This window comes from Liquorilactobacillus mali, from assembly GCF_001437155.1.
GTDB lineage: Bacteria > Bacillota > Bacilli > Lactobacillales > Lactobacillaceae > Liquorilactobacillus > Liquorilactobacillus mali_A.
Genome location: NZ_JQAR01000012.1, coordinates 36411 through 58204, shown reverse-complemented (window position 1 = coordinate 58204; position 21794 = coordinate 36411). Strand labels below are relative to the sequence as shown.

17 protein-coding genes are annotated in these 21794 nt (G+C 36.5%); 12 read left to right on the top strand and 5 right to left on the bottom strand.

The window, feature by feature from the left end; translation table 11 throughout:
- Window positions 1–85: 85 nt before the first annotated feature.
- From IV36_RS06645 to IV36_RS06635, 3 genes are all read right to left on the bottom strand, one after another.
- Window positions 86–1282 (bottom strand): acyltransferase family protein, encoded by a 1197-nt coding sequence (locus tag IV36_RS06645; protein WP_056991425.1) that lies wholly within the window; start codon window positions 1280–1282, stop codon window positions 86–88.
- A gap of 390 nt (window positions 1283–1672) precedes the next feature.
- Window positions 1673–2413: an amino acid ABC transporter ATP-binding protein gene (locus IV36_RS06640; protein WP_056991424.1), complete on the bottom strand. Its 741-nt coding sequence runs from the start codon at window positions 2411–2413 to the stop codon at window positions 1673–1675.
- Window positions 2413–3855, bottom strand: a complete 1443-nt coding sequence (locus IV36_RS06635) for an amino acid ABC transporter substrate-binding protein/permease (RefSeq protein ID WP_056991423.1) — start codon at window positions 3853–3855, stop codon at window positions 2413–2415. The genes IV36_RS06640 and IV36_RS06635 overlap by 1 nt, the downstream gene beginning before the upstream one ends.
- Window positions 3856–4440: 585 nt before the next feature.
- Here IV36_RS06635 and trpB point away from each other — a divergent pair.
- From trpB to IV36_RS06605, 6 genes are all read left to right on the top strand, one after another.
- Window positions 4441–5622: a tryptophan synthase subunit beta gene (gene trpB, locus IV36_RS06630; protein WP_056991422.1), complete on the top strand. Its 1182-nt coding sequence runs from the start codon at window positions 4441–4443 to the stop codon at window positions 5620–5622.
- A gap of 361 nt (window positions 5623–5983) precedes the next feature.
- Complete coding sequence (gene leuB / locus IV36_RS06625) at window positions 5984–7033, top strand: 3-isopropylmalate dehydrogenase (RefSeq protein WP_056991421.1); 1050 nt, start codon at window positions 5984–5986, stop codon at window positions 7031–7033.
- A gap of 5 nt (window positions 7034–7038) precedes the next feature.
- Window positions 7039–8415, top strand: coding sequence for a 3-isopropylmalate dehydratase large subunit (gene leuC, locus IV36_RS06620; protein ID WP_056991420.1), 1377 nt, complete (start codon window positions 7039–7041; stop codon window positions 8413–8415).
- 1 nt (window position 8416) lies between these two features.
- A complete protein-coding gene (gene leuD / locus IV36_RS06615) occupies window positions 8417–9001 on the top strand; it encodes a 3-isopropylmalate dehydratase small subunit (protein ID WP_056991419.1) in 585 nt (194 codons plus the stop codon).
- A gap of 14 nt (window positions 9002–9015) precedes the next feature.
- The gene (locus IV36_RS06610) at window positions 9016–10365 is read left to right on the top strand and encodes an MFS transporter (protein WP_056991418.1); all 1350 of its coding nucleotides are present in this window, start codon (window positions 9016–9018) and stop codon (window positions 10363–10365) included.
- A 201-nt stretch (window positions 10366–10566) separates the two neighbouring features.
- Window positions 10567–12009: an APC family permease gene (locus tag IV36_RS06605; RefSeq protein ID WP_056991417.1), complete on the top strand. Its 1443-nt coding sequence runs from the start codon at window positions 10567–10569 to the stop codon at window positions 12007–12009.
- Window positions 12010–12122: 113 nt separating this feature from the next.
- Here IV36_RS06605 and IV36_RS06600 read toward each other — a convergent pair whose 3' ends face one another.
- Window positions 12123–13829 carry a hypothetical protein gene (locus tag IV36_RS06600; protein ID WP_056991416.1) on the bottom strand — a complete coding sequence of 569 codons (1707 nt, stop codon included), beginning with the start codon at window positions 13827–13829 and terminating at the stop codon, window positions 12123–12125.
- A gap of 391 nt (window positions 13830–14220) precedes the next feature.
- Between IV36_RS06600 and IV36_RS06595 the strand changes: the two genes are divergently transcribed.
- The 3 genes from IV36_RS06595 to IV36_RS06585 all read left to right on the top strand — a co-directional run bounded on the left by IV36_RS06595 (window position 14221) and on the right by IV36_RS06585 (window position 16970).
- A complete protein-coding gene (locus IV36_RS06595) occupies window positions 14221–14976 on the top strand; it encodes a DUF1003 domain-containing protein (RefSeq protein WP_056991415.1) in 756 nt (251 codons plus the stop codon).
- 165 nt (window positions 14977–15141) lie between these two features.
- Window positions 15142–15600: a MarR family winged helix-turn-helix transcriptional regulator gene (locus IV36_RS06590; protein WP_056991414.1), complete on the top strand. Its 459-nt coding sequence runs from the start codon at window positions 15142–15144 to the stop codon at window positions 15598–15600.
- A gap of 14 nt (window positions 15601–15614) precedes the next feature.
- Window positions 15615–16970, top strand: coding sequence for a dihydrolipoyl dehydrogenase family protein (locus IV36_RS06585; protein ID WP_056991413.1), 1356 nt, complete (start codon window positions 15615–15617; stop codon window positions 16968–16970).
- 289 nt (window positions 16971–17259) lie between these two features.
- On the opposite strand, the gene IV36_RS06580 is transcribed toward IV36_RS06585, so the two are convergent.
- Window positions 17260–18165 (bottom strand): helix-turn-helix transcriptional regulator, encoded by a 906-nt coding sequence (locus IV36_RS06580; RefSeq protein WP_056991412.1) that lies wholly within the window; start codon window positions 18163–18165, stop codon window positions 17260–17262.
- A gap of 122 nt (window positions 18166–18287) precedes the next feature.
- Between IV36_RS06580 and IV36_RS06575 the strand changes: the two genes are divergently transcribed.
- Genes IV36_RS06575 through IV36_RS06565 form a run of 3 tightly spaced genes read left to right on the top strand, consistent with a single transcriptional unit; the run spans window position 18288 to window position 21591 of the window.
- Window positions 18288–19799, top strand: a complete 1512-nt coding sequence (locus IV36_RS06575) for an FAD-dependent oxidoreductase (RefSeq protein WP_056991411.1) — start codon at window positions 18288–18290, stop codon at window positions 19797–19799.
- A 19-nt stretch (window positions 19800–19818) separates the two neighbouring features.
- A complete protein-coding gene (locus tag IV36_RS06570) occupies window positions 19819–21015 on the top strand; it encodes an MFS transporter (protein WP_056991410.1) in 1197 nt (398 codons plus the stop codon).
- Entirely contained in the window at window positions 21016–21591 is a 576-nt protein-coding gene (locus IV36_RS06565; RefSeq protein WP_056991409.1) for an NADPH-dependent FMN reductase, read from the top strand.
- The last annotated feature ends 203 nt before the right edge of the window (window positions 21592–21794 follow it).

Here is a 21794-nt window from a genome sequence, read left to right as displayed (position 1 = left end):
AAAAAAAGTACCTCACAATCATTAGACTCTTTGTCTAACAATTATGAAGCACTTCAATTGTATTTTATGACACAGCTCTTTTATTTTATTCTTTAGAAATCAAAATATTCTTGATGGAAGGTAGGCTGCGATTCTTAAATGGATGCCAATTTGGACGTCCTATTAGGAATCCAAATGGAGGAACCTTATAGCAAGTCCATGCAAGTGTAAATGAAATGAGAACAACAACGAGCCAGCCGACAGGGATGAGCACAACTAATAACCAGTTGGGCAATGAAAGTGTATGCAAAATTGTACTTACGATTAAGAGACCAACCGTCTGATTTAAGTACATACCAAAACTGACTTTGACAGCTCGATCCATTAATGATTGTAGCCAATTGGGTAAACCGCGAGCTTGTCGTTCTGCGTACTTTTTCCCAATCCAAAAGATTAGGCTAAGCATTACAATATCGTAACATACGATATAGGGTTGATGAAGGGACAAGGCGTGATCACTATCCAGCTGCAGGTACTGCTGATTCCAGATACGGTAATAGATAATCATGCCAAATGCCATTGATATAGCAAGGACAACTAGTTTTTTAATATGTTTATCGAGAAACGCGTAAACTTTCTCATGATATAGCCATGCGTAAACTCCAAAAAATATATAGAATTGATATGCAAAAATGTTGATGCTGACTGCCTTGAACCAGTAGGGCCATGAACTAGTATCAGTTTGGCTCATACCGAACTTAACCCAAAAGTCTGTCAATAATTGGATGATAAAACTGATTGATAGAATCAGCGAGTGAAAATTTGTAAAACGCTGGAAAATATAGACTATTACGGGAAATAACAGATATAATTGCATCACGAGCAACATGTAATAAAGGTAAAAACTGCTGCCATGCATAACAATTGTAAAGTATCTACTGCCAAATGAGTTAAGTGAATAGTTCGGATTACCAACCAGTATCATTAGAATCATTAAGAGAGCATTCCATGATAGATAAGGCCAGATACTACCACCAAATCTTTTTTTAAGGAATTTTGACCAGTCATTTTTTTTAAAGTATGTCAAAGTTAAAACGACACCACTAATAAAAATAAAACCCATTCTGGTATAGTGAAACATGACACGGACACTGCGTACAGTGTAGTAGGCATCACCGTCTGTCATTGCTGAAGTGAATTGATTAACGGTATGGTTAAATAAGACCCCTAGCGTAAAAAAAATACGCATAAAATCAATTTCATATAAATGCTGACGTTTTTTTGCAGTAGTAGTATTAGCCAAAATAAACCTCTTTTCTAAATAAATATATGTGAAACATGAGTTACATATATATTCTAGAGGAAACATGAGACTTTTTTTGAAATGATATTTGCTTGTTTTTCAAATAAAACATGAATTTTTAGAGAAAAAATGTGTGACACAAGTCGGTAAAATTTGATTATTAACGCGAAATTACGAATATCGCATGTTCTTTGCTATAAGTAGTTCAAAGTAAAACGGAGAATTTTGACGTATTTAACACGTTTATCCGAAATAAATAAGGGGTTAGGCCAAAAGTTGAATTTTGGCCTAACCCCCTGGTAGCTATTACACATAAATGTATTCTATCAGTTCTATTTTTGTCTAACTACATTGAAACACTCGTGCTAAATGCCATGCTGATACTATTTTTTAGACGTTAATAACTTTGTCCAAGAATGCCTTTGTTCGTTCATTTTGTGGATGATCGAAGACATCTTCAGGCTTTCCTTCTTCTACGACCACACCATCGGCCATAAAGACAACACGATCGGCCATTTCTTTTGCAAAGCCCATTTCATGGGTAACAACGACCATTGTCATCCCTTCCTTAGCCAGTTTCTTCATTACTTCTAAAACATCGCCGACCATTTCAGGATCAAGAGCTGATGTTGGTTCATCGAATAACATAATATCGGGATTCATTGCAAGTGCCCGTGCAATCGCAACACGTTGCTTTTGTCCACCAGAAAGAGATTGCGGTTTAGCATCGTATTTATCTTCCAAACCAACAGTTGCAAGCAATTTTTTTGCTTGTGCAGCAGCATCTTCCTTTGAAAGCTTGCCCAATTCAACGGGAGCCAGTTCAATATTTTGGCCAACTGTCAAATTGTTGAAGAGATTAAAATGCTGAAAAACCATTCCGATATTTTCGCGTGCCTGATCAATATTGGTCTTGGTATTACTAATATCCTTCCCATCAATTGATACTTTTCCGGAAGTAGGGGCCTCAAGCCTGTTCAGACAGCGTAAAAGTGTACTTTTACCTGAACCTGATGGTCCAATCAGCACAACAACTTCATTATTAGCAACTTTGAAATCAATACCTTTTAGAACATGGTTATCACCAAAACTTTTATTTAGATCTGATATATCTACTTTTAAATTTGCCATTAGTCATTAATCCTCCGTTCAACCCACTTAGATAGTAATGTTAGCAATGTGATAATTAAGAGATAGATTACTGCAATGATTGCCCAGACTTTGAATCCTTCAAGGTTACGAGCAATAATAATCTTACCTGTCTGAGTTAATTCTAGAATTCCGATAATTGATAGAATCGAAGTATCCTTCAAGGTAATGATAAATTGATTGATGAATGAAGGAATCATTATTTTGATACCTTGTGGCAAAATGACTTTGCGCATTGCTTTGCCAAAAGGCAATCCTAGACTTCTTGCAGCCTCCATTTGTCCACTGTCGACGGCATCAATCCCACCTTTAACAAATGCGGCAGTATAAGCTCCTTCGTTTAACGTCAAGGTTATAATACCAGCTACAAAGGCTGGAATCTTGGTACCAGTCAAACTTGGTATACCATTGTAAATGAACAAGGCCAGCACTAGCAACGGCAACCCTCTGAAAATATAGATAATTGTTGTAGAAGCGCCACGTGCAAATTTATTGGGTAAAACGCCAAGTAATCCGACAAGAATCCCAAAGATTGTTGCACAAATGATAGAAACAATTGTTAACTTAAGTGTTTCCAAAATACCGTTTAAGATGGCTTGTTGGTTTTGACGCAAAAGACCTAAGAATGTTCTGTCTTCAGAGTTTGATTTACTTGTCTTGCTTGTGGCTGTTTTACCAGTATACTTCTTGATAATTTGATCATATTTGCCATTTTTCTTTAGCTTAGCCAAGCCAGCATTGAACATCTTTAGTAATTTTTGGTTTTGGCCTTTTTTTACAGCAAATCCGTATTGACCAACATCTGCAGGTTTTGTGACAACTTTTAGTCCTAAACCTGTTTTAACACCATAATTAAGTACGGCACTGTCATCAAAACATGCTGCAGAGTTTCCTGTTTTAACATCATTATAGACATTATCAGAATCATCAAATGTAACGACTTTGAATCCATATTTATCTTTAATTGAGTTGGCATATGAGGCACCTTGTGTACCAGTCTTGACGGCAACCGTTTTGCCTTTCAGCCCCTTAAGACTTGTGATTTTGCTACTAGGGGCAACTGCCATGACAATTCCAGATTCATAGTAAGGTGTTGAGAAATCAAGAGTTTGTTTACGTTCATCGGTAATCGTCATTCCAGCGATCACACCATCAATCTGTCCAGAGCTGAGAGACTGGACGGCGGCATTGAAACCAAGTGGTTTTATATCGACTTTAAAACCTTCCTCTTTAGCAATAGAGCGGATTAATTCCATATCAATTCCTACATATTTGTTATTGGAATTTGCATAAACAAATGGTGGGAAGGTAACATCTGTACCAATTGTATAAGTGGTCTCAGCGTGCACTGTAGGAGCTTGCCATGCAAACAGTCCTAGTGACGCAAAAAATAACGCAAAAAAAAGCTTTAATCTAATTTTCATTTAACTTTCCCCTATCTTTCGATATTATATGCCAATTATATCACATACATGTAATTAAAAATAATTGTAACAAATTAATCGTAAATAAAAAGGTGTGAAATTACATTATTTAGAACTGTATTGTGTACAATCATTTGTTTAACGAACCAGTTATGACATTATTAGGGAAGGAAAAATTGTGGCTGCGAGGCGCATAGCGAAGAATGTTTAGAATGTTATAATTTTGATGATTGCAGATCGGTAGAGATTTACTTTTCATTTTACAAATGTAACGGTTAAAGCAAGTCTATTTTTAAAATGATAAAGCACTTGACTTTTGATTAGAATAAAGTAATAATAATTGACAATTAATGACAGAAAGGATGACTGTATTATGATTTTAAACATTCAAAAATGGCAACTTTGGCGTAGCTAGAGCAAGTTGAGTGTTTTTGGTGGACATAGACTTGCTTAATTACTTTGTAGTTTTAAGAGAGTCTATGCCAAATACAGTTATTCAAGGACTGATGGTGCATAGTTATGTGCTGTCAGTCTTTTTATTTGAACGGGACTCTCTTTTTATAAAAATAAAAAGGAGTTTTTATTATGACAAACAATGGTTATTATGGAATTTTTGGTGGACAATATGTACCTGATGATGTTGCAAAAGCACTGAAACAACTTGAAGATGCCTATCTGAAATATAAGGATGATGAAAAGTTCAGAGCGGAGTTGGCATATTATTTAAAGGATTACTCTGGACGTGAAACACCGCTTTACTTTGCTGAGTCATTAACCGAGAAATTGGGTGGAGCAAAAGTATATTTAAAGCGAGAAGATTTGAATCATTTAGGAGCTCATAAATTAAATAATGTGCTAGGACAGATACTTCTTGCAAAGCGAATGGGTAAAACAAAGGTTATAGCCGAAACGGGTGCGGGACAGCATGGTGTAGCAACCGCAGCAGCGGCAGCAAAATTTGGCATGGATTGTGAGATATTTATGGGAGCGGAGGATGTCCGCAGACAGAAACTGAATGTTTTTAGAATTAATTTATTAGGAGCCAAGGTTCATTCGGTCGAGGAAGGTAATGGTACCTTGAAAAATGCAGTTGATGCTGCTTTTGGTCATTATGCACAGCATTTAGATGATACTTTTTATGTATTGGGTTCGGCTGTTGGACCATATCCCTATCCAGCAATTGTCAAAGACTTTCAAAGCGTTATTAGTAAGGAAGCCCGTAAACAGATTTTGGAGAAAGAAGGTCGGCTCCCAGATGCAATAATTGCTTGCGTTGGCGGTGGCTCTAATGCCATTGGAGCATTTGCGGAATTTATTGATGATCCTGAAGTTAAGTTGTTTGGTGCTGAAGCGGCTGGTAAGGGTGTCAATACACCGGACAATGCAGCTACGATGACAAACGGAACAGTTGGTATTTCTGATGGGATGAAAACGTATGTTTTGCAAGATGGAAAGGGAAATGTGTTACCAGCATACTCAATTTCTGCAGGACTTGATTATCCTGGAGTCGGACCGGAACATGCCTATCTTAAGGATACGAAACGTGCACAATATGATGCAATCACAGATCAGGAGGCAATTGATGCATTTATTCTGTTATCTAAGACTGAAGGAATAATCCCAGCATTGGAGAGTTCCCATGCAGTTGCTGAAGCTGTGAAAATTGTTCCTAAAATGAGAAAAGACCAAATTGTGATTATTAATATTTCTGGACGTGGAGATAAAGATGTTGAGCAAGTTGCACATTTTTTGGGAATTGAATTATAGGTAAAGGGAAAAAGTGCTATTGTGAAATAATCATTTAAGCATAATTTTAAATTTTACAAATTGAGAATTTTTTTATTATTATTAAGATTTATTTCAATTTATCATTGACAAGCAATGTAAATGGCGTTAAATTATTCTTAAATTAAACGGAAGGAGTTCTAATCATGAGTAATAGTATGTGTAATAGTTTCACAATTGAATTTGCCCTACTACTATGACCCAGGACTCTGACATTATTAGTCGAGTCCTATTTACCGTTGTAGGAATGGGGCTCGAGAGAAAGGCGTCTCATTCTAATTGAATGAGGCGCTTTTTTTGTCCGAGTAAAATTAATTAAAAGCAAATGAGAGGAATAAAGTAAATGAAAACAAAAAAAATTGCAGTTTTACAAGGTGATTATATAGGACCAGAGATAATGAGCGCAGGACTTGAGGTATTGGAAGCTGCAAGGCAGGGGACGGATTTTGAATATCAAATACATAAATATAATTTTGGTGGGGAGGCAATTGATAACTGTGGTGAGCCATTACCACAAAGTACAATCGAGGGATGCAAGAGTTCTGATGCAATCTTATTGAGTGCAATTGGCGGTCCTAAGTGGGACAAAGCAAGTGTCAGACCAGAAGCAGGATTATTAGCGATCAGAAACGAACTGGGATTGTTTGCGAATATCCGTCCAACTAAGATCAATCCAATTCTGGCTAGAAAATCTCCAGTCAAAGAAGAAGTAATTCAAAATACCGATTTTGTAATTGTTCGAGAACTGACGAGTGGAATATATTTTGGAACTCCTAGAAAAAAAGATGAACATAAAGCAATTGATACTTCAAGTTATACGGTGGAAGAAATCGAAAGAATTATGCATACAGGTTTTGAAATGAGTATGCACCGCAAGAAACATGTAACTGTTGTGGATAAGGCAAATGTTCTAGCTACCTCGAAGTTATGGCGTCAAGTAGCACAAAAAATGAGCAATGAATATCCGCAAGTTGAAGTGGATTACTGTTATGTTGATGCTGCAGCAATGAAAATTATTACGCAGCCAAGTTCCTTTGATGTAGTTATCACGGCAAACTTGTTCGGAGATATTTTGAGTGATGAGGCATCTGTTTTAACGGGATCACTTGGAACAATTCCTTCCATGAGTACTGGAGTTAATGGACCGAGTTTATATGAACCAATTCATGGTTCGGCACCAGATATTGCTGGTAAAGGAATTGCCGATCCAATCTCAATGATTCAAAGTATCGAAATGATGCTACGCGAGTCATTTGCTGAGTACGAGATAGCCGATAGAATTGCGAGGGCAGTTGAACAGACTATTGAAACAGGTATTGTAACCCCTGATCTTGGAGGTAAGGCAACGACTAAGAAAGTCATAAAACAAATAATTGAAAATTTGAGAGGATGAATAAAATGGGAAAAACATTATTTGATAAGCTTTGGGAAAAACATGTAGTTAGTGGGGAAGAAGGAGAACCGCAATTAATCTATGTGGATCTGCACCTTGTACATGAAGTTACATCGCCACAGGCATTTGAGGGGTTGAGAACGAACAACCGGACAGTAAGACGCCCAGATCGAACATTTGCAACGATGGATCATAATGTACCAACAAAAGATATTTTCAATATTAAAGATCAGATTTCACGCAAGCAAATTGAGACACTTCGAGCAAATTGTAAAGAATTTGGACTTAGATTGGCAGATATGGGGAATGAAGATCAAGGAATTGTTCATGTGATTGGACCACAACTTGGACTAACACAACCTGGGGAAATCGTAGTTTGCGGAGATTCACATACTGCAACGCATGGAGCATTTGGCTCAATTGCATTTGGAATAGGAACTTCTGAAGTTGAACATGTTCTAGCTACACAAACAATTTGGCAGCTTAAGCCTAAAACAATGGGAATCCATTTGTATGGCAAATTGCAAGAAGGTGTTGCTGCAAAGGATATTATCATGGCCTTGATTGCACAAAATGGTGTCGATTTTGGGACTGGGTATGCGGTTGAGTTCTTTGGTGAAACGGTAAAGCAGTTATCAATGGAAAATCGGATGACTATTTGCAACATGGCAATTGAAGGTGGAGCAAAGATGGGGATGATGCGCCCAGATCAAACAACTTTTGATTATCTGAAAGGCCGCAAATATGCACCTAAAAATATGGATAAAGCGGTTGAATACTGGAAACAATTCTATACGGATGATGTTACCGACTACGATACTGTAATTGAATTTGATGTTAGCACACTAGCACCCTATGTTTCGTGGGGAACTAATCCTTCAATGGCAGTTCCAGTAAATGCAACTTTACCAAAAATTACAGATATGAATGTTCAACGAGCATATGATTACATGGACTTAAAACCGGCAATTAAGGCAACTGATATTCCAATTCAGTGGATTTTTATTGGATCATGTACAAATGGCCGTTTAGCCGATATTCAAGAAGCTGCACGAGTCATGAAGGGGCATCACATCGCTGAAAATGTAACTGCGTGGATTGTTCCAGGATCAAGAACAGTAAAAAATGAAGCTGAAAGGTTGGGGCTTGATCAGATTTTTAAAGATGCAGGATGCGAGTGGCGTGAACCAGGGTGTTCGGCATGTTTGGCAATGAATCCAGATAAAATTCCAGTGGGGATCCATTGTGCCTCAACAACTAATCGTAACTTTGAAGGTCGGCAAGGAAAAGATGCAAGGACACATCTTGCAAGTCCAGCAATGGTTGCAGCTGCAGCAATTCATGGACATTTTATTGATATTCGCCAAGAGGAGGCAATCTAATATGGAAGCAATCACAATACACAAGGGAACGACTATCCCTTTGATGAACAACAACATTGATACAGATCAAATTATTCCAAAACAATTCTTGAAGAACATTTTAAAAGTTGGTTATGGTCAGCATCTCTTTCACGACTGGCGCTTTCTAGATGATGGGACACCTAATCCAGATTTTATTTTAAATAAGGAAGAACGTAAAAATGCAACTATTCTAATCAGCGGTGACAACTTTGGTTGTGGTTCTTCACGTGAACATGCTGCATGGGCTCTCAAAGATTGGGGTTTAAAAATCATAATAGCTGGTGGTTATAGCGACATCTTCTTTATGAATTGTACAAAAAATGGAATATTGCCAATTATTTTGCCGCAGAGTGCTAGGAATACTTTGGCACAATTAGCACCTGATGATGAGATTACAGTTGATCTGCCACAGCAAAAAGTGATCTGTCAAGATAACGTGTATTCATTTGAGATTGATGCAACCTGGAAACAGAAGTTTATTGATGGAATAGATGACATTGAACTAACACTGAAACAAGAAGAAAAGATAAGAAACTTCGAAAAAAACATGCCAGTGTTTGAATAAAGGGGGAAGTATATATGGAAGAAGCAATCAATTCACAGAATATACAAGATGATAAAAAAGCAAGGCAATTAAAGATAAGAATGAATCAAATACAGCCAACAACAACCTTTTATAAGATTTTCGTTTTAGTTTCAGCCGGTATGTTTCTAGATGCGATCGATGTCTACTTAGCGAGTGGAGTAAGCAGCTACTTGTTGGAGACAAATTGGTCAACACTGAAACTTAATTCAATTTTTCTGGCAGTTGGTTTCTTCGGCTTGTTTTTGGGATCGGTTTTTGCAGGAGTAGTGGGTGACTTTTTTGGCAGGAAAAAGGCATACCAGCTTAACTTAATAGTTTTCGGTTCTTTTACCTTGATTGGGTCATTTGCACCCAACATGTACTTCTTGATTGTTTGCCGCCTGATTGCAAGTATTGGATTAGGAACTGAGATTGTTACCGGATATGCAATGATTAATGAATTTGCACCAGTCAAGAGTCGTGGAAAGTGGTGTGCAATGACCTCATTCATTGCTAACTGTGGTGCACCAATCACAATGCTGATGTGTACCTTGTTGATTCCCCATTTTACATGGAGAATAATGTTTATTATCTCTGGAATATCTGCTTTAATCTTATGGTATTTTCGGCGTAAATTACCTGAATCACCTCGTTGGAGCATTGCGCATGGTCGAATGGAAGAAGCTCAAGGCGTTATTAATGAGATTGAAAATGAGATGGAAGATGAAGGAGTAGGCAAAGCTCAAATTAATTCCAAGATAAATAGTACCTTGGTTGCTGATGAAATTAATAGCCATTTTGGACGCAATCTCCTTGTTGCAATTTTTGCCGTTTCAGCAACAATTGTCTGCCAATATACGTTTACCTCTTGGGTACCAACACTTTTGGTCAAGCAAGGAATTAATATCGTTTCTTCATTAGGGTTCACAACAGTAATGATGATGGGAGCCCCGGCAGGTGCATTTTTAGGATCACAATTAGTTGATAGGATTGGTAGAAAGCCAACAATTGTTACAGCATTTATCTTAGCAGCAGTTTTAGGAATTATTTATTCACGTCAGACTAGTCCAACAATTGTTATGATACTTGGATTTTTATTGACCACTTGTTTTTATGTGCTGATGGCATCTGTTGTTGGCGTTTATGTTTCAGAATTATTTACTACTAAGTATCGTTTTCGTGGTGCAGGAATTGCGAACGGAATCTCTAAGTTAATAACTGTTGGGATGCCAATTGGTGTTGCATGGCTGCTGAGTATCTCAAATACGATAATGATCTTTACCGTAATAAGTAGCTTTGCGGTCATTGCAGCAATTATTGTATACTTTTTTAGACCTGAAACTAATAATCAAGAAGTGGACTAATGTTTTACAGTCCCTGCTAAAAAGTACCCTCTTTATTTCTTTAACTATTTGTTTTAAAATACTTAATTGTGACTAATAGTTAGTCGATTTTAGATTAAGTGAGGAAACCTTTTTTGTGTTCAGAAATAGCTACAATCATGAATAAGCCACCAAATGATAATTGTTTTACGTCATAAAACAATTAAATTTGGAGGAATAAGCATGTCTAATAATTTTTTACAGTCCAAAAAGAACTACATGAGTTGGCCGGTAATCGCACTTTTAGATTTCGTGACCATCATTAGTTTTGAAAACATTTTTTACCCTTTTCAGAATCAAGGACTTTCTGTTGTTGTATCTTGGATCTTCCTACTATTTGCCTATGTAATACCATATGAACTAATTGTCAGTCAGCTGAGTCTTACTTTTGACAATCAAAGTGGGGGGTTAGCTTCCTGGGTAAGACGAGGTGGTAATGATACATTAGGGTATTGGACTTCATGGATGTACTGGATTCAAAGTGTTCCCTATATAGTGGATGTTTCTAATTCGGTAATTGTTTCATTTAGCTGGATGATTCTGGGAAACAATACCTTAGGTGATAAGATGTCTACATTTGAATTTGGCTTATTGACTTTTGCTATAATACTAATATTTATCTTATTAGAAAATGCGATTAAAAATTCTTTAGAAATATTGTCACTAATTGGTGGCGGTGCAATGTTTGTTATGTCAATGTTGTTTGTTTTGTTGGCAGGTTATGCATTGATGCATGGCACGCGTATCGCAACACAGCCATTTAATTGGGGAGCATTCATGCCAAACTTTAGTTTGAAATATTTCTCGACTACAGGATTACTGATTTTTGCAATGTCTGGTGCCGAACTGGCGGCTCCATATATAGTACAAATGCGTGATCCTAAGCACGAATTTCCTAAGGCAATGTGGTTACTGGCATTAATGACGGCATTTTTAACTATCTTTGGAACATTGTCATTAGCAGTCTTTTTCGATGCGAATGCAATTCCACACGATTTCAAGATGAATGGTCCATATTATGCTTTTTCAATGCTCGGTGCAGAATTGGGATTAGGCAAGCTTCTAATGTATATCTTTGCAGTCGTACAAGCAATCTTCATGATGGCACAATTAGCGGTTTTGTTGGATGCATCAAGTCGTGTTTTTGCAGGAGATGTAGCTGATAGGTTCATGCCAAGTTGGTTAACCAAGAAAAATAAAAAAGGATTACCAGTCAATTCATACCTGATGACTACAGGATTGAGTTTGTTCTTGTTATTATTGACGGGAACATTACCAAATATTAACACTATCTATAATTGGTTGTTAAATATCAATGGAATAGTTTCACCATATAAAACGTGCTGGGTGTTTTTTGCATTTTTAGCAATTAGATGGCGTGATAAAGAATTTCATTCAGATTATATATTTATTCGGAATCGTAAACTTGCATTAACTGTTGGCGGATGGTGTTTCTTATTTACGTTTGTATGTGCCACATTAGGTTTCATTCCGCAGGATGCTGATTTCGGAACTAAGTCATTCGATCACCAATTGATAATGAACTTTATCACTGTCTTTGTTTTATTTGGGGTCGGATTCTTGCTGCCGCATCTTAGGAAGCGTGAACTCAATGACAATGAGTAATTGGATTTAAAATAAGAGATTAATTTGTTCACTATTGATACTAAAATAAAAAAAGGATTGATAATGTTAGCTCATGCTAATTTTTATCAATTCTTTTTTATTAAAGCCATTGCTTATTTTTTTAATTTTCTAAAGAGTTTCCACCAAATATAAGTTAGGCAGCTAAACCATGTAATTATAACAATATACATAACGGGTAAGAACCAATTGCCAGCGTTATAGCTGACAACTAACTTATTTTTACCCTTTTTTTGTCTCACAACAGGTGTACCAATCTTTATCAGATGATACTTGTGTTTTTTGCCTGTTATTTTTTGCCCATTCAAAATTAGTTTGGTATTACGGTATTTTATTATAGGTACACTAATCGTCTTTCTTTTTTTAGCGTACCAAGTAACAACTAACGAATTACTGCGAACCCTTTTTATAAAATGGGAATTAGCAGAAATAATATAGCGACTATACAATGCGTAATTTTTTTTGGTATTGTTATGATAACTTGGTAAATAATCAGGAGTCTTTTTCTGAACAAGCTTTAGTATTGAATTAAGATCTGTCGAATAGAGTGAATCGTGAATCTTTTTATCATTTTCAGAATTAAAAACAAGCATACCTAGATTCTTAAGAGGGGAACTACTGGTCGTCCAGTACTCATACTTTTTATTTGCAAAGGTAGTTGTTTGAAAAAGGCCCACAAGAACAATTAGCAATAGAATGCTATAAATTTTATTATTATTACTCTTGGATAGGTGATTTGACAGAAAGTATGCAAACAAGACACAGGCAAAAATCGTCACAATTACAAAAAAGCGGAAAGGAAATTGAAAAATTTCGAGTGGCCTTATTTTGTATTTAATTATCAAGTACCAAGGGAAAATACTGGTAGAAAGAATTGAAAATACGAAAAAATTGATACTGCAGATTTTAGCAAGCGGTGTATGACTATGCCACTTCTTTATGGACAGATAAAGCAAAAATACTATTATTGCCGTAAGTGGCAGCGAAGTAAAAAGCCAATAGCATCCGATTTCTGTAACAGAGTATGAATACATTTGTTTATTTATAAATGGCAATACTAGGTTATTCGAGTGACTAACAGCGAGTAAAACGGTCCATATATTCATTGTCAGCAACAAAAAGATAAAAATAGCGATACAGATTTTAAAAATATCTTTTTTTGGCGTTGATGATTTTAATAGTCCATAAGTAAAAAAGGGAATGTAGGTTATCACCAAAAGAATAGTACTTAGGACATGAATTTGGAGAAGCAATGAGACACACAAAGCGAGTTGAATACTATTTATCTTGTGGTCAGTGATGTACTTGAATGCCGGGATTAAAGCAAATGGGATGACTGCAGCTCCCCAGCTTGTGAATCCTTGGCGAAATGTCCAATCTTGAATAGAAAAGGTCGTTAAATAAAAGCAAGCCATCGGAACTGCTACTCGAATTTTTATACGAGCTGTGCGCATTAAATAATACATAGAGAAACTAGCAATTATATTTAGAACAAGGCGCGAAAAGATTTGGTAGTTATACCAAGTTCTTGATAATAGTAATAATATTCCCTGTAAATAAGCAAAAATTGGACCATATAAAGCATTAACAATTCGGCCAGATTGTTGAAACCCGTATGTAGAGATGAAGTATTGAAAGTTACCGTTTTTTATTTGCATAGCAGTATCATAAAAACGGTTGTAATGAAATAGAAAATCCGGACCTAAAATTATTCCACCGGAAAAACATTGTGGGAGAACTAACAGTATTGAAAACGAAATTAAACATCCAACTACCAATAGATGTTTCTGAAAACTTTTCATAAGAATTAAGCCTCTTTTAAGTTATTAGATTGTCCTAGCATGGAAATTATATGAAAAAGAACGGAAAACGGCAAGTAGCAAAATTAATAATTAATTGTTATTTATAGTTATTACGGACAATTTAATTTTTAAGTGAACCATTAAGGCATAATTTGTTATTTTATTTAAGATATTAAAAATTATTGTCCAATTGAATGATTGACACTCTTGCAAGAAATCGCTACGGTAAATATGTGTGAATTTATGAGAATTTTAGAAAGTGTGGTGAGGGAAATGTCAGATAGTCATAGGTGTAATGTAAACGATGATGAAACAAAAGCTAATGGTGCTGATGATTACGAACCCTCGCAGCATAAGCGCCTAAAATAATTCAATTGGGGAGAAATTATCAATGAAGAAAAATATGGAGCAAAGACTAAAATGTCTTGTAGATCAAAAGGAATATGACTTAGTAGATGGAGTTTTTCTAAAAGACTTAGATGGTTCTCTAAGAGCGCTGATAAGAAGAGACTATCCTAAAGCGGCCGATAGCCAATTTATCTGTAGTGAGCATTTAGTGCAATATCGTGTGAAAAAAATGGATCAGATGATTGCAAAAGATTACCGACAAAATGACAAGTTAACTAGAAAATTAACACGTGTGATGGAAAATGATGCCTATCAAATGGTAGATGTACGTGAACAACTAGAACATTCTTTGACTTTTGGACAAAAAATAGCTGATGGAGTTGCACATTTTGGTGGTAGCTGGGCATTTATTTTAAGTTTTGTTGGGATTATGATTTTCTGGATACTCTTAAATGTATTTCATTGGTTTGGCGTACATTTCGATTCATATCCGTTTATTTTGCTGAATCTGTTTTTAAGTATGGTGGCTGCCATCCAAGCACCACTGATAATGATGAGTCAAAATCGCTCATCTGAGTATGACCGGATGGAGTCGCGTAATGATTATCAGGTTAATCAAAAGTCAGAAGAAGAGATTAGAGTCCTGCATTCAAAAATTGATCATTTGATTCAGCAAGATCAACCTAACTTGCTGCAAATTCAGAAGATTCAAACGGAGATGCTGGGTTCTATTGAGTCACAAGTAAGTGAATTAAGAAGATTACAACAGTATTTTGAAGAAAAAGATAAAAAAGAATAGTATTAGCTCGGATTATGAAACACGGGGATAAATAGAGGGCTGGGTCAAAATATAATTTTTGATCCAGTTTTTTTTGTGTTAAAGAGTCAAAAGATAAAAAAATTTGCTTATTAAAAGTTCTAATGGTAATATGTATCGTATACGATATAAAAGAAAGGGAGAAACATGAATAAAAAAGATATTTTTTATGATGAATTGTGCCTATCCATTTATACAATGAATCGTTATTTTCACCAATTGTACCAAATAGTTTTAGGTGAGTATGAGTTAACATACCTGCAATATATGGTTTTATTGAATATAAAACAACAGGGTAAATGTACTTTAGTTGTGATTTGCCGCAATTTAGATTTGGATACAAATACCTTAACACCAGTTGTTAAGAAGCTAATGACAAAGAAATGGATAAAACGCGAGAAGTCTGTTTCTGATGGACGAAGTTTTGAACTGTTTCTTACTAGCAATGCAGAACAGAGGTTTGAACTGATTCAGATTGAGATTGCAAAAATTCAAGCAAAGTTGATAGGAAATGATCAACAGCAATTTACAAAAATACTGGGTCAGGCACACACTCTGAATAATCGAGTACTAGAACTTATTGATGAATTAGCAAACAAAAAATAAAAGGATGATAAAATATGGAAGAATTTGATATTATTTTTATTGGTAGCGGACATGCAAACTGGCATGCAGCAGTTGATTTACAGAAAAAAGGTAAGAAAGTTGCAATAGTTGAGAAAGATCTAATTGCTGGCACATGCACTAACTATGGCTGTAACGCAAAGATTTTGTTAGATGGAGCAGCTGACCTGATTCATCAATCACAGGCATACGCAGGCATGGGCTTAAAAGGTGATCTGCATGTTGATTGGCCAGAACTGATGGCATATAAACAAGCAACTATTATTCCAATCCATTTAATGCTAGCACAGCAATTTAAAGAAGTTGGGATCGAAATCTTTAATGGAACAGCTTCTTTTCTTGATCAAAATTCTATTAAAGTGGGCGAGAAAATTTTGAGTGCAGCAAATTTTATAATTGGAACCGGACAAGTCCCAAATCGGTTACCAGTTGAGGGCAATGAATTGCTGAATGATAGTCGTGAATTCCTGGACTTGCCAGAATTACCAAATCGGATAACTTTTATCGGGGCTGGAATTGTTTCATTAGAGTTTGCGATGCTTGTTAAAGCCGCAGGCACAGAAGTTTCCATTATTGAATTTGCTCCTGGAGCTCTTCGTGGCTTCAACCAAAAATATGTGGGCAAGCTGTTACAGCAAATGAAAGAACTTGGGATAAAAATTTATTTTAATGAAGCCGTCCAAAAAATTCAAAAAAGTGATAACCAGCTAATAGTCTCAACAGTATCTGGCCTGAAGATTAGGACTGACTATGTGCTTGATGCAACTGGCAGAGTTCCAAATATAGGTGGGTTGAACCTTGAAGTTGCTGGAGTAGAGTACAATAAGGCTGGAATAGTTGTTGATGATCACTTACGAACATCTGTACCACATATTTTTGCTAGTGGGGATGTCGTTGATAAGCAGATTCCCAGATTAACTCCAACAGCAACTTTTGAATCTAATTACTTGGCAGGTCTCTTATCAGGTGAGAATACTGAATCAATTAGCTATCCTGCTATTGCAAGTGTCGTTTTCACTCTTCCGAGAATTGCACAAGTCGGATTGAGCGAGATGGATATAGAAAACAAAAAAGATAAGTATCTCATTAAGGAGATACCCTATGGTAAACGGCTACGTTTTCAAACTAAAAATGAATCTGATGCAGAAGCTACCTTGATATTTAATCAGGATTCTTATTTAGTTGGGGCGAGTGTTTACGGTGACGAAGCACCAGAGCTAATTAATGTCTTAGCAATGATAATTGGTTTAAAACTGACTCAAAATGATTTGAACAAAGCAATTCTGGCATTTCCGAGTCAAACAATTGGGTTGATTAGCATGATGGTACCTTACTTAAGAAGATCCAAGTAGAATTAACTTTTCAAAAGGTGCAGTATGAACGCCTTTTGAAAGAGTTTACAACACATCAATAAATTAAATTATGAACATATAATCAGCAATGCAGACAGGATCTAATTAATTTCCTACAAAGGAGATTAAGTAGATCTTTTTTTGTCATTCAAGCTAAATAAATTCCGCATGTTTAGGTGGAGTAAAAAACTTTCACAACTAACTTGCAACGAAACCGTATAGTTTCTTTAAAGAGTATGAGTTAGAGAAAACTTAATTATCAACCAGATAAATTATTATATGGCATTTATTATGGGTGATGAATGCGCTGCTGATAATCTTCGCGAAATTGGCGAGGAGTCCGACCACGCTCGTTGCGAAAATGGCTATAAAAACTAGTTAAATTTTTGTAGCCTAACTCGTTACTGATTTCATCAATATTTTTATTTGATAGTGACAACATACGAGATGCCATTTCCATGCGTAGTGTTGTCTTCAAATTTGAGAAAGATTGTTTAAACAGTTTTCGACATAAGCGTGAAAAATAGTTTTGCTGATAACCAAAATGAGTTGCGGCACTTACAAGAGTTACATCATTGATGTGTTGAGTCAAATACGTGAAAATCGCTCCTGCTTGTGCATCTGGTCCAGCATGACGAATAGGGCCTTGGGGGAAAAAGGAATCTGTCTTCGAAACTTTTTGATGGTGTTTGCGTGATAGTTCAGTATATAACAAGCCCAGTAAGTTTTCTCGCTGGAATGTCAGAAATTTATCCGGTGAATAATTTTCTATAGTAGCAATTATATTCAAGTACTCATGAACAATTTTAGTTTCCAAATGCCGAAAAACTATATACTGATTTTGTTGTGAATCAACAGCGTTCATTAAATCATGAATCAGTGGATTATCGCCTACCAACATCATGTTTAATGGATTAGGTATTTGTAGCCATTCATCAAAGATTCTAATTTCAACAGGTTGATCGGTGGCTTTAAATATTAACTGATCTACTTGTTGAATCAAGATCAAATCAAATGGACGTAAGGGAATCTCGGTCGTACCTAGTGTTACTGCGCAAGTTGCTAGACATTCAACCATTTGCATGTGAACTTTAAAACAATTAGTTGCACTGCTTGTAATTGAGGGTAGTTCTAGTTGCTCAGATACTATCCCATCAATCTTTAAAGCGCTTTTAGTTGTATAGATTGTGGCCATTTTAAATCCCCTCTTTTTCATAAAAGATATATTCACCATAAGATTAAGATATATTTTCTACTGATATTGTGCAATACTTCACTATAAAATATAATCATAACTTAATGTAGGAGTGATTAATTATGACCAGATCAATTAAAACAGATGTTGTCGTCGCAGGTGCTGGCGGAACTGGATTAGCAGCTGCGCATGCTGCGGCTGAACATGGTTTACAAGTCTTAGTTTTAGAAAAACAATCTCAAATCGGTGGAAACACTAAAATTTCGAGTGGTTTCTTCGCCGTTGACTCCAAGGAACAACGTGAACGTGGAATGGTTATGTCCAAAGCTGAAGCTATTCGGCAGTTGACCAATTACAACCATAACATTTCTAATGGACCATTAGTTCATAAAATTGTTAACACTGCAGCTGATACCTTGGCTTGGATCGAAAAGATGGGAATGCATATCAAATTAAATGCTACCGCTGATACAACACAATTTGCGCACCGTGATCGTGATTATCAAGGTGGTGTTTATCATATGTATCAAGATAAGACTGGTAGTTATGAGCGTATTCAACAAACGCTGATTGATGAAGGCGTCAAATTTGAATTTAACGTCACACTGCAATCTATTGAACAAGATAGCACTGGACGAGTGATTGGCATCACAGCAACCGATGCTAATGGTGACGTCATCGAGGTTGAGGCACAAGCTGCTGTTGTTGCAACAGGGGGCTTTGGTGGTGATAGCGATCTAGTCGCTAAAATTATGCATACGCGCAACCTGCGCCAATTAGGAGTACCTAATAATGGCGAAGGGCTCAAGGCGCTTGTTGCTGCCGGTGGGATCAACATTGATGGTACAGCCTTAATTCATGCTGCTCAACTTGCTAAGTCCAAAGTTACTCAGAAAAGTTCAAAGGAACATTTGGCTGGTTTCTCTAACTCTGCTTTAACTCAATTATTATTGACACCATTATTCTGGGTAAGTCCAAAAGGTGAACGATTTACTAATGAAGATGTGGTTTATGATACTGTTGAATGGGCTAATGCTGGGTACTCTGTTGGTGGTAAGTATTATTTTGTAGTTGACCAAGCAACTCTTGATGATTTCACGAAAAATGGTGGTCAACTCGAAGTCTCCAAAGCTGGTCCAGGTGCCAATACTGAGCCTGGTGATTTTACTCAGCTCGCCAACGAGTCTGTTGCTGCTAGAACTGCTTTTAAGGGAAATACTTTGGCTGAATTAGCAGCAGCTGCTGGCATGGATGCAGATACCTTGGTACGGGCAGTTACTGCGTATAATCATAATGTTCATAATCGTGTCGATACTGATTTCGCAAAGTCTGGGCAGTCACTTGTCTATGCAGTGGAACAAGGTCCCTTTTATGCTTTTACCGCTCAAGTCGCTTACCTAGGTACTGTAGGTGGAGTTCGTGTTGATACTAATTTAAACGTTTTAGATGACAAATTCAAACCTATTCCTGGTCTCTATACGGGTGGAGCTAATGCTGGTGGTTATTATCAGGGCCACTGTTATCCTGCTTATGAAGGTTTAGCTTCTGGTTTTACTTGGACATCTGGACGAATTGCTGGGACAAGCGCTAGTGAATATATAAAAACTAAAAATGATAAATTGGTAAAAAAATAGGCTAGGAGGGCTTAATCTTATGGAAAATATTAAATCACACAGTTGGTTATTCAAGTTATCGATCCTATCTCTTTCGATTTTATCAATGACTGCACCGTCAGTTGCAATTGCCATTCCGTTAATGGAAAAAACATTTACGGAGCAAACTACCGCGCAAGTTGAAATGATCTCAACCTTACCTAATTTGGGTGTGTTACTCATGATTATGTTTTCAACTCTAATTGCCCATAAATTTGGAATTAAGCGCACGATCATGGGTGGTTTGATAATGTACTTAGTTGGAGGATTAACTCCTGTTTTTATTACTAATTACACGATCATTATAATTGCTCGCTTCATCATGGGCCTTGGTATTGGACTTTTTAACCCATTTGCTGTTAGTTTAATGTATCGTTTCTATAAAAAGCAAGAACTAGCAGATATGCTAGGCTATCAAAATACCTCACAGAATTTAGGAAATGCCGGTTTTGGTTTATTACTGGGTGTTTTGGTTCTTGCTGGCTGGAAAACAGCATTTGCAGGTTACTTAATTGCAATGATTCCTTTATTGATGTTTGGTCTTTTTGTTAAGATTCCGATTGAACATAGAGCTGGTGAAAATAAAAAGGCACCAAAACAGTCAACTAATGTTCATGTCTTTATGCTTGCGTTTTTAATGCTTATAATTTTTGGAATGTTCATGATGATGACGATTAAACTAGCTAGTTTTGTGACTGCACAACACATTACCACTCCTGCAATTGCTTCAAGTATTTTGGCCGGAATGGGAGCAGCTTCGATGTTTGCTAGCATGCCATTCGGGAAAATTAGTAAATTTCTTGGTAACTTTATTTTACCCATTGCTCTATTAGGTATTTCAATTGGTTTTATGATTGTCGCTACGGCAACTAGTGTCTTGGTAGTGACACTTGGTGTTATCATTTGTGGAATTTTCTTTGGCTGGGTTTTCCCACAGGCCTTTTACCGAGCAGCTCAAATAGCTCCAGCTAATTCTGGAAACTTATCGACCTCGATTATTTTAGTGGGTATTAACTTAGGTGCCTTTTTATCACCAACTTTAGTTAACGGTGTTGCAAACTTATTTGGGAACGATCAGCCTTACTTTGTCTTGATGTTGTGCAGCTGGGGATTCGCCATTTTGACTATTATTATGGCCGTTTATACTATAGTTGATAAACGGAATCACAAACTTAATCAGAAACCGGAGGAAATTTAGATGTCACTTAACCTAGTAGGATTAGTGGGAACGAACGCTCAAATCTCATATAATCGTATGCTCTTAACGTATATGCAACAACATTTTATTAACGATGCTACTATTACATTGGCTGAAATAGCTGATATTCCGTTGTTCAGCGAAGAAGGATTAGCCGATATTCCTGAGAGTGTTTATACTTTGAGTGATCAGTTAGCTGCCGCTGATGGGATCATCATTGCTACACCTGAATATGACCATGCGATTCCGGCAGCACTTAAAAGTACGATAGAATGGCTGTCGGCAGCTACACATCCGTTTACAACTCAGCCAATAATGATTGTTGGTGCTTCCCTAGGCCTTCAAGGAACGGCGCGTGCGCAAGATAATCTCCGGCAGATTTTAAATTCTCCCGGTGTTAATGCTTTTGTCATGCCAGGTTATGAATTCTTATTAAGTAATGCTAAGGATCAATTTGATAAACAAGCTCAGTTGACAAATGCCAAAACGATCGCCTTTTTGGAAGAATGCTTTGCACATTATCTGCAATTTGTTACTGATAATCGTGAAAATTTAAAACTTATTCGTGAAGCTTAACATTTATCTGATTTCAGCGGCTAACGCTAACAACAAAACTCATGCTCATTATTAACTTCAAATTCGTATAAGAAAGGAGCTGGTTCAAAAGTTATATTTTGAACCAGCTCCTCTATTTTTCCATATAAATGTGTTCCATAATTCAAGATTTTTCAGTCAATCTCGAATTAGTATCCAAATTATACGACTCATGTCGCACTCAT

Excerpts from the sequence above, each read along its gene's own strand:
- IV36_RS06640 (WP_056991424.1), bottom strand. The coding sequence starts at position 2,413 with ATGGCAAATTTAAAAGTAGATATATCAGATCTAAATAAAAGTTTTGGT.
- IV36_RS06635 (WP_056991423.1), bottom strand. The coding sequence starts at position 3,855 with ATGAAAATTAGATTAAAGCTTTTTTTTGCGTTATTTTTTGCGTCACTA.
- trpB (WP_056991422.1), top strand. The coding sequence starts at position 4,441 with ATGACAAACAATGGTTATTATGGAATTTTTGGTGGACAATATGTACCT.
- leuB (WP_056991421.1), top strand. The coding sequence starts at position 5,984 with ATGAAAACAAAAAAAATTGCAGTTTTACAAGGTGATTATATAGGACCA.
- leuC (WP_056991420.1), top strand. The coding sequence starts at position 7,039 with ATGGGAAAAACATTATTTGATAAGCTTTGGGAAAAACATGTAGTTAGT.
- leuD (WP_056991419.1), top strand. The coding sequence starts at position 8,417 with ATGGAAGCAATCACAATACACAAGGGAACGACTATCCCTTTGATGAAC.
- IV36_RS06610 (WP_056991418.1), top strand. The coding sequence starts at position 9,016 with ATGGAAGAAGCAATCAATTCACAGAATATACAAGATGATAAAAAAGCA.
- IV36_RS06605 (WP_056991417.1), top strand. The coding sequence starts at position 10,567 with ATGTCTAATAATTTTTTACAGTCCAAAAAGAACTACATGAGTTGGCCG.
- IV36_RS06600 (WP_056991416.1), bottom strand. The coding sequence starts at position 13,829 with ATGAAAAGTTTTCAGAAACATCTATTGGTAGTTGGATGTTTAATTTCG.
- IV36_RS06595 (WP_056991415.1), top strand. The coding sequence starts at position 14,221 with ATGAAGAAAAATATGGAGCAAAGACTAAAATGTCTTGTAGATCAAAAG.
- IV36_RS06590 (WP_056991414.1), top strand. The coding sequence starts at position 15,142 with ATGAATAAAAAAGATATTTTTTATGATGAATTGTGCCTATCCATTTAT.
- IV36_RS06585 (WP_056991413.1), top strand. The coding sequence starts at position 15,615 with ATGGAAGAATTTGATATTATTTTTATTGGTAGCGGACATGCAAACTGG.
- IV36_RS06580 (WP_056991412.1), bottom strand. The coding sequence starts at position 18,165 with ATGGCCACAATCTATACAACTAAAAGCGCTTTAAAGATTGATGGGATA.
- IV36_RS06575 (WP_056991411.1), top strand. The coding sequence starts at position 18,288 with ATGACCAGATCAATTAAAACAGATGTTGTCGTCGCAGGTGCTGGCGGA.
- IV36_RS06570 (WP_056991410.1), top strand. The coding sequence starts at position 19,819 with ATGGAAAATATTAAATCACACAGTTGGTTATTCAAGTTATCGATCCTA.
- IV36_RS06565 (WP_056991409.1), top strand. The coding sequence starts at position 21,016 with ATGTCACTTAACCTAGTAGGATTAGTGGGAACGAACGCTCAAATCTCA.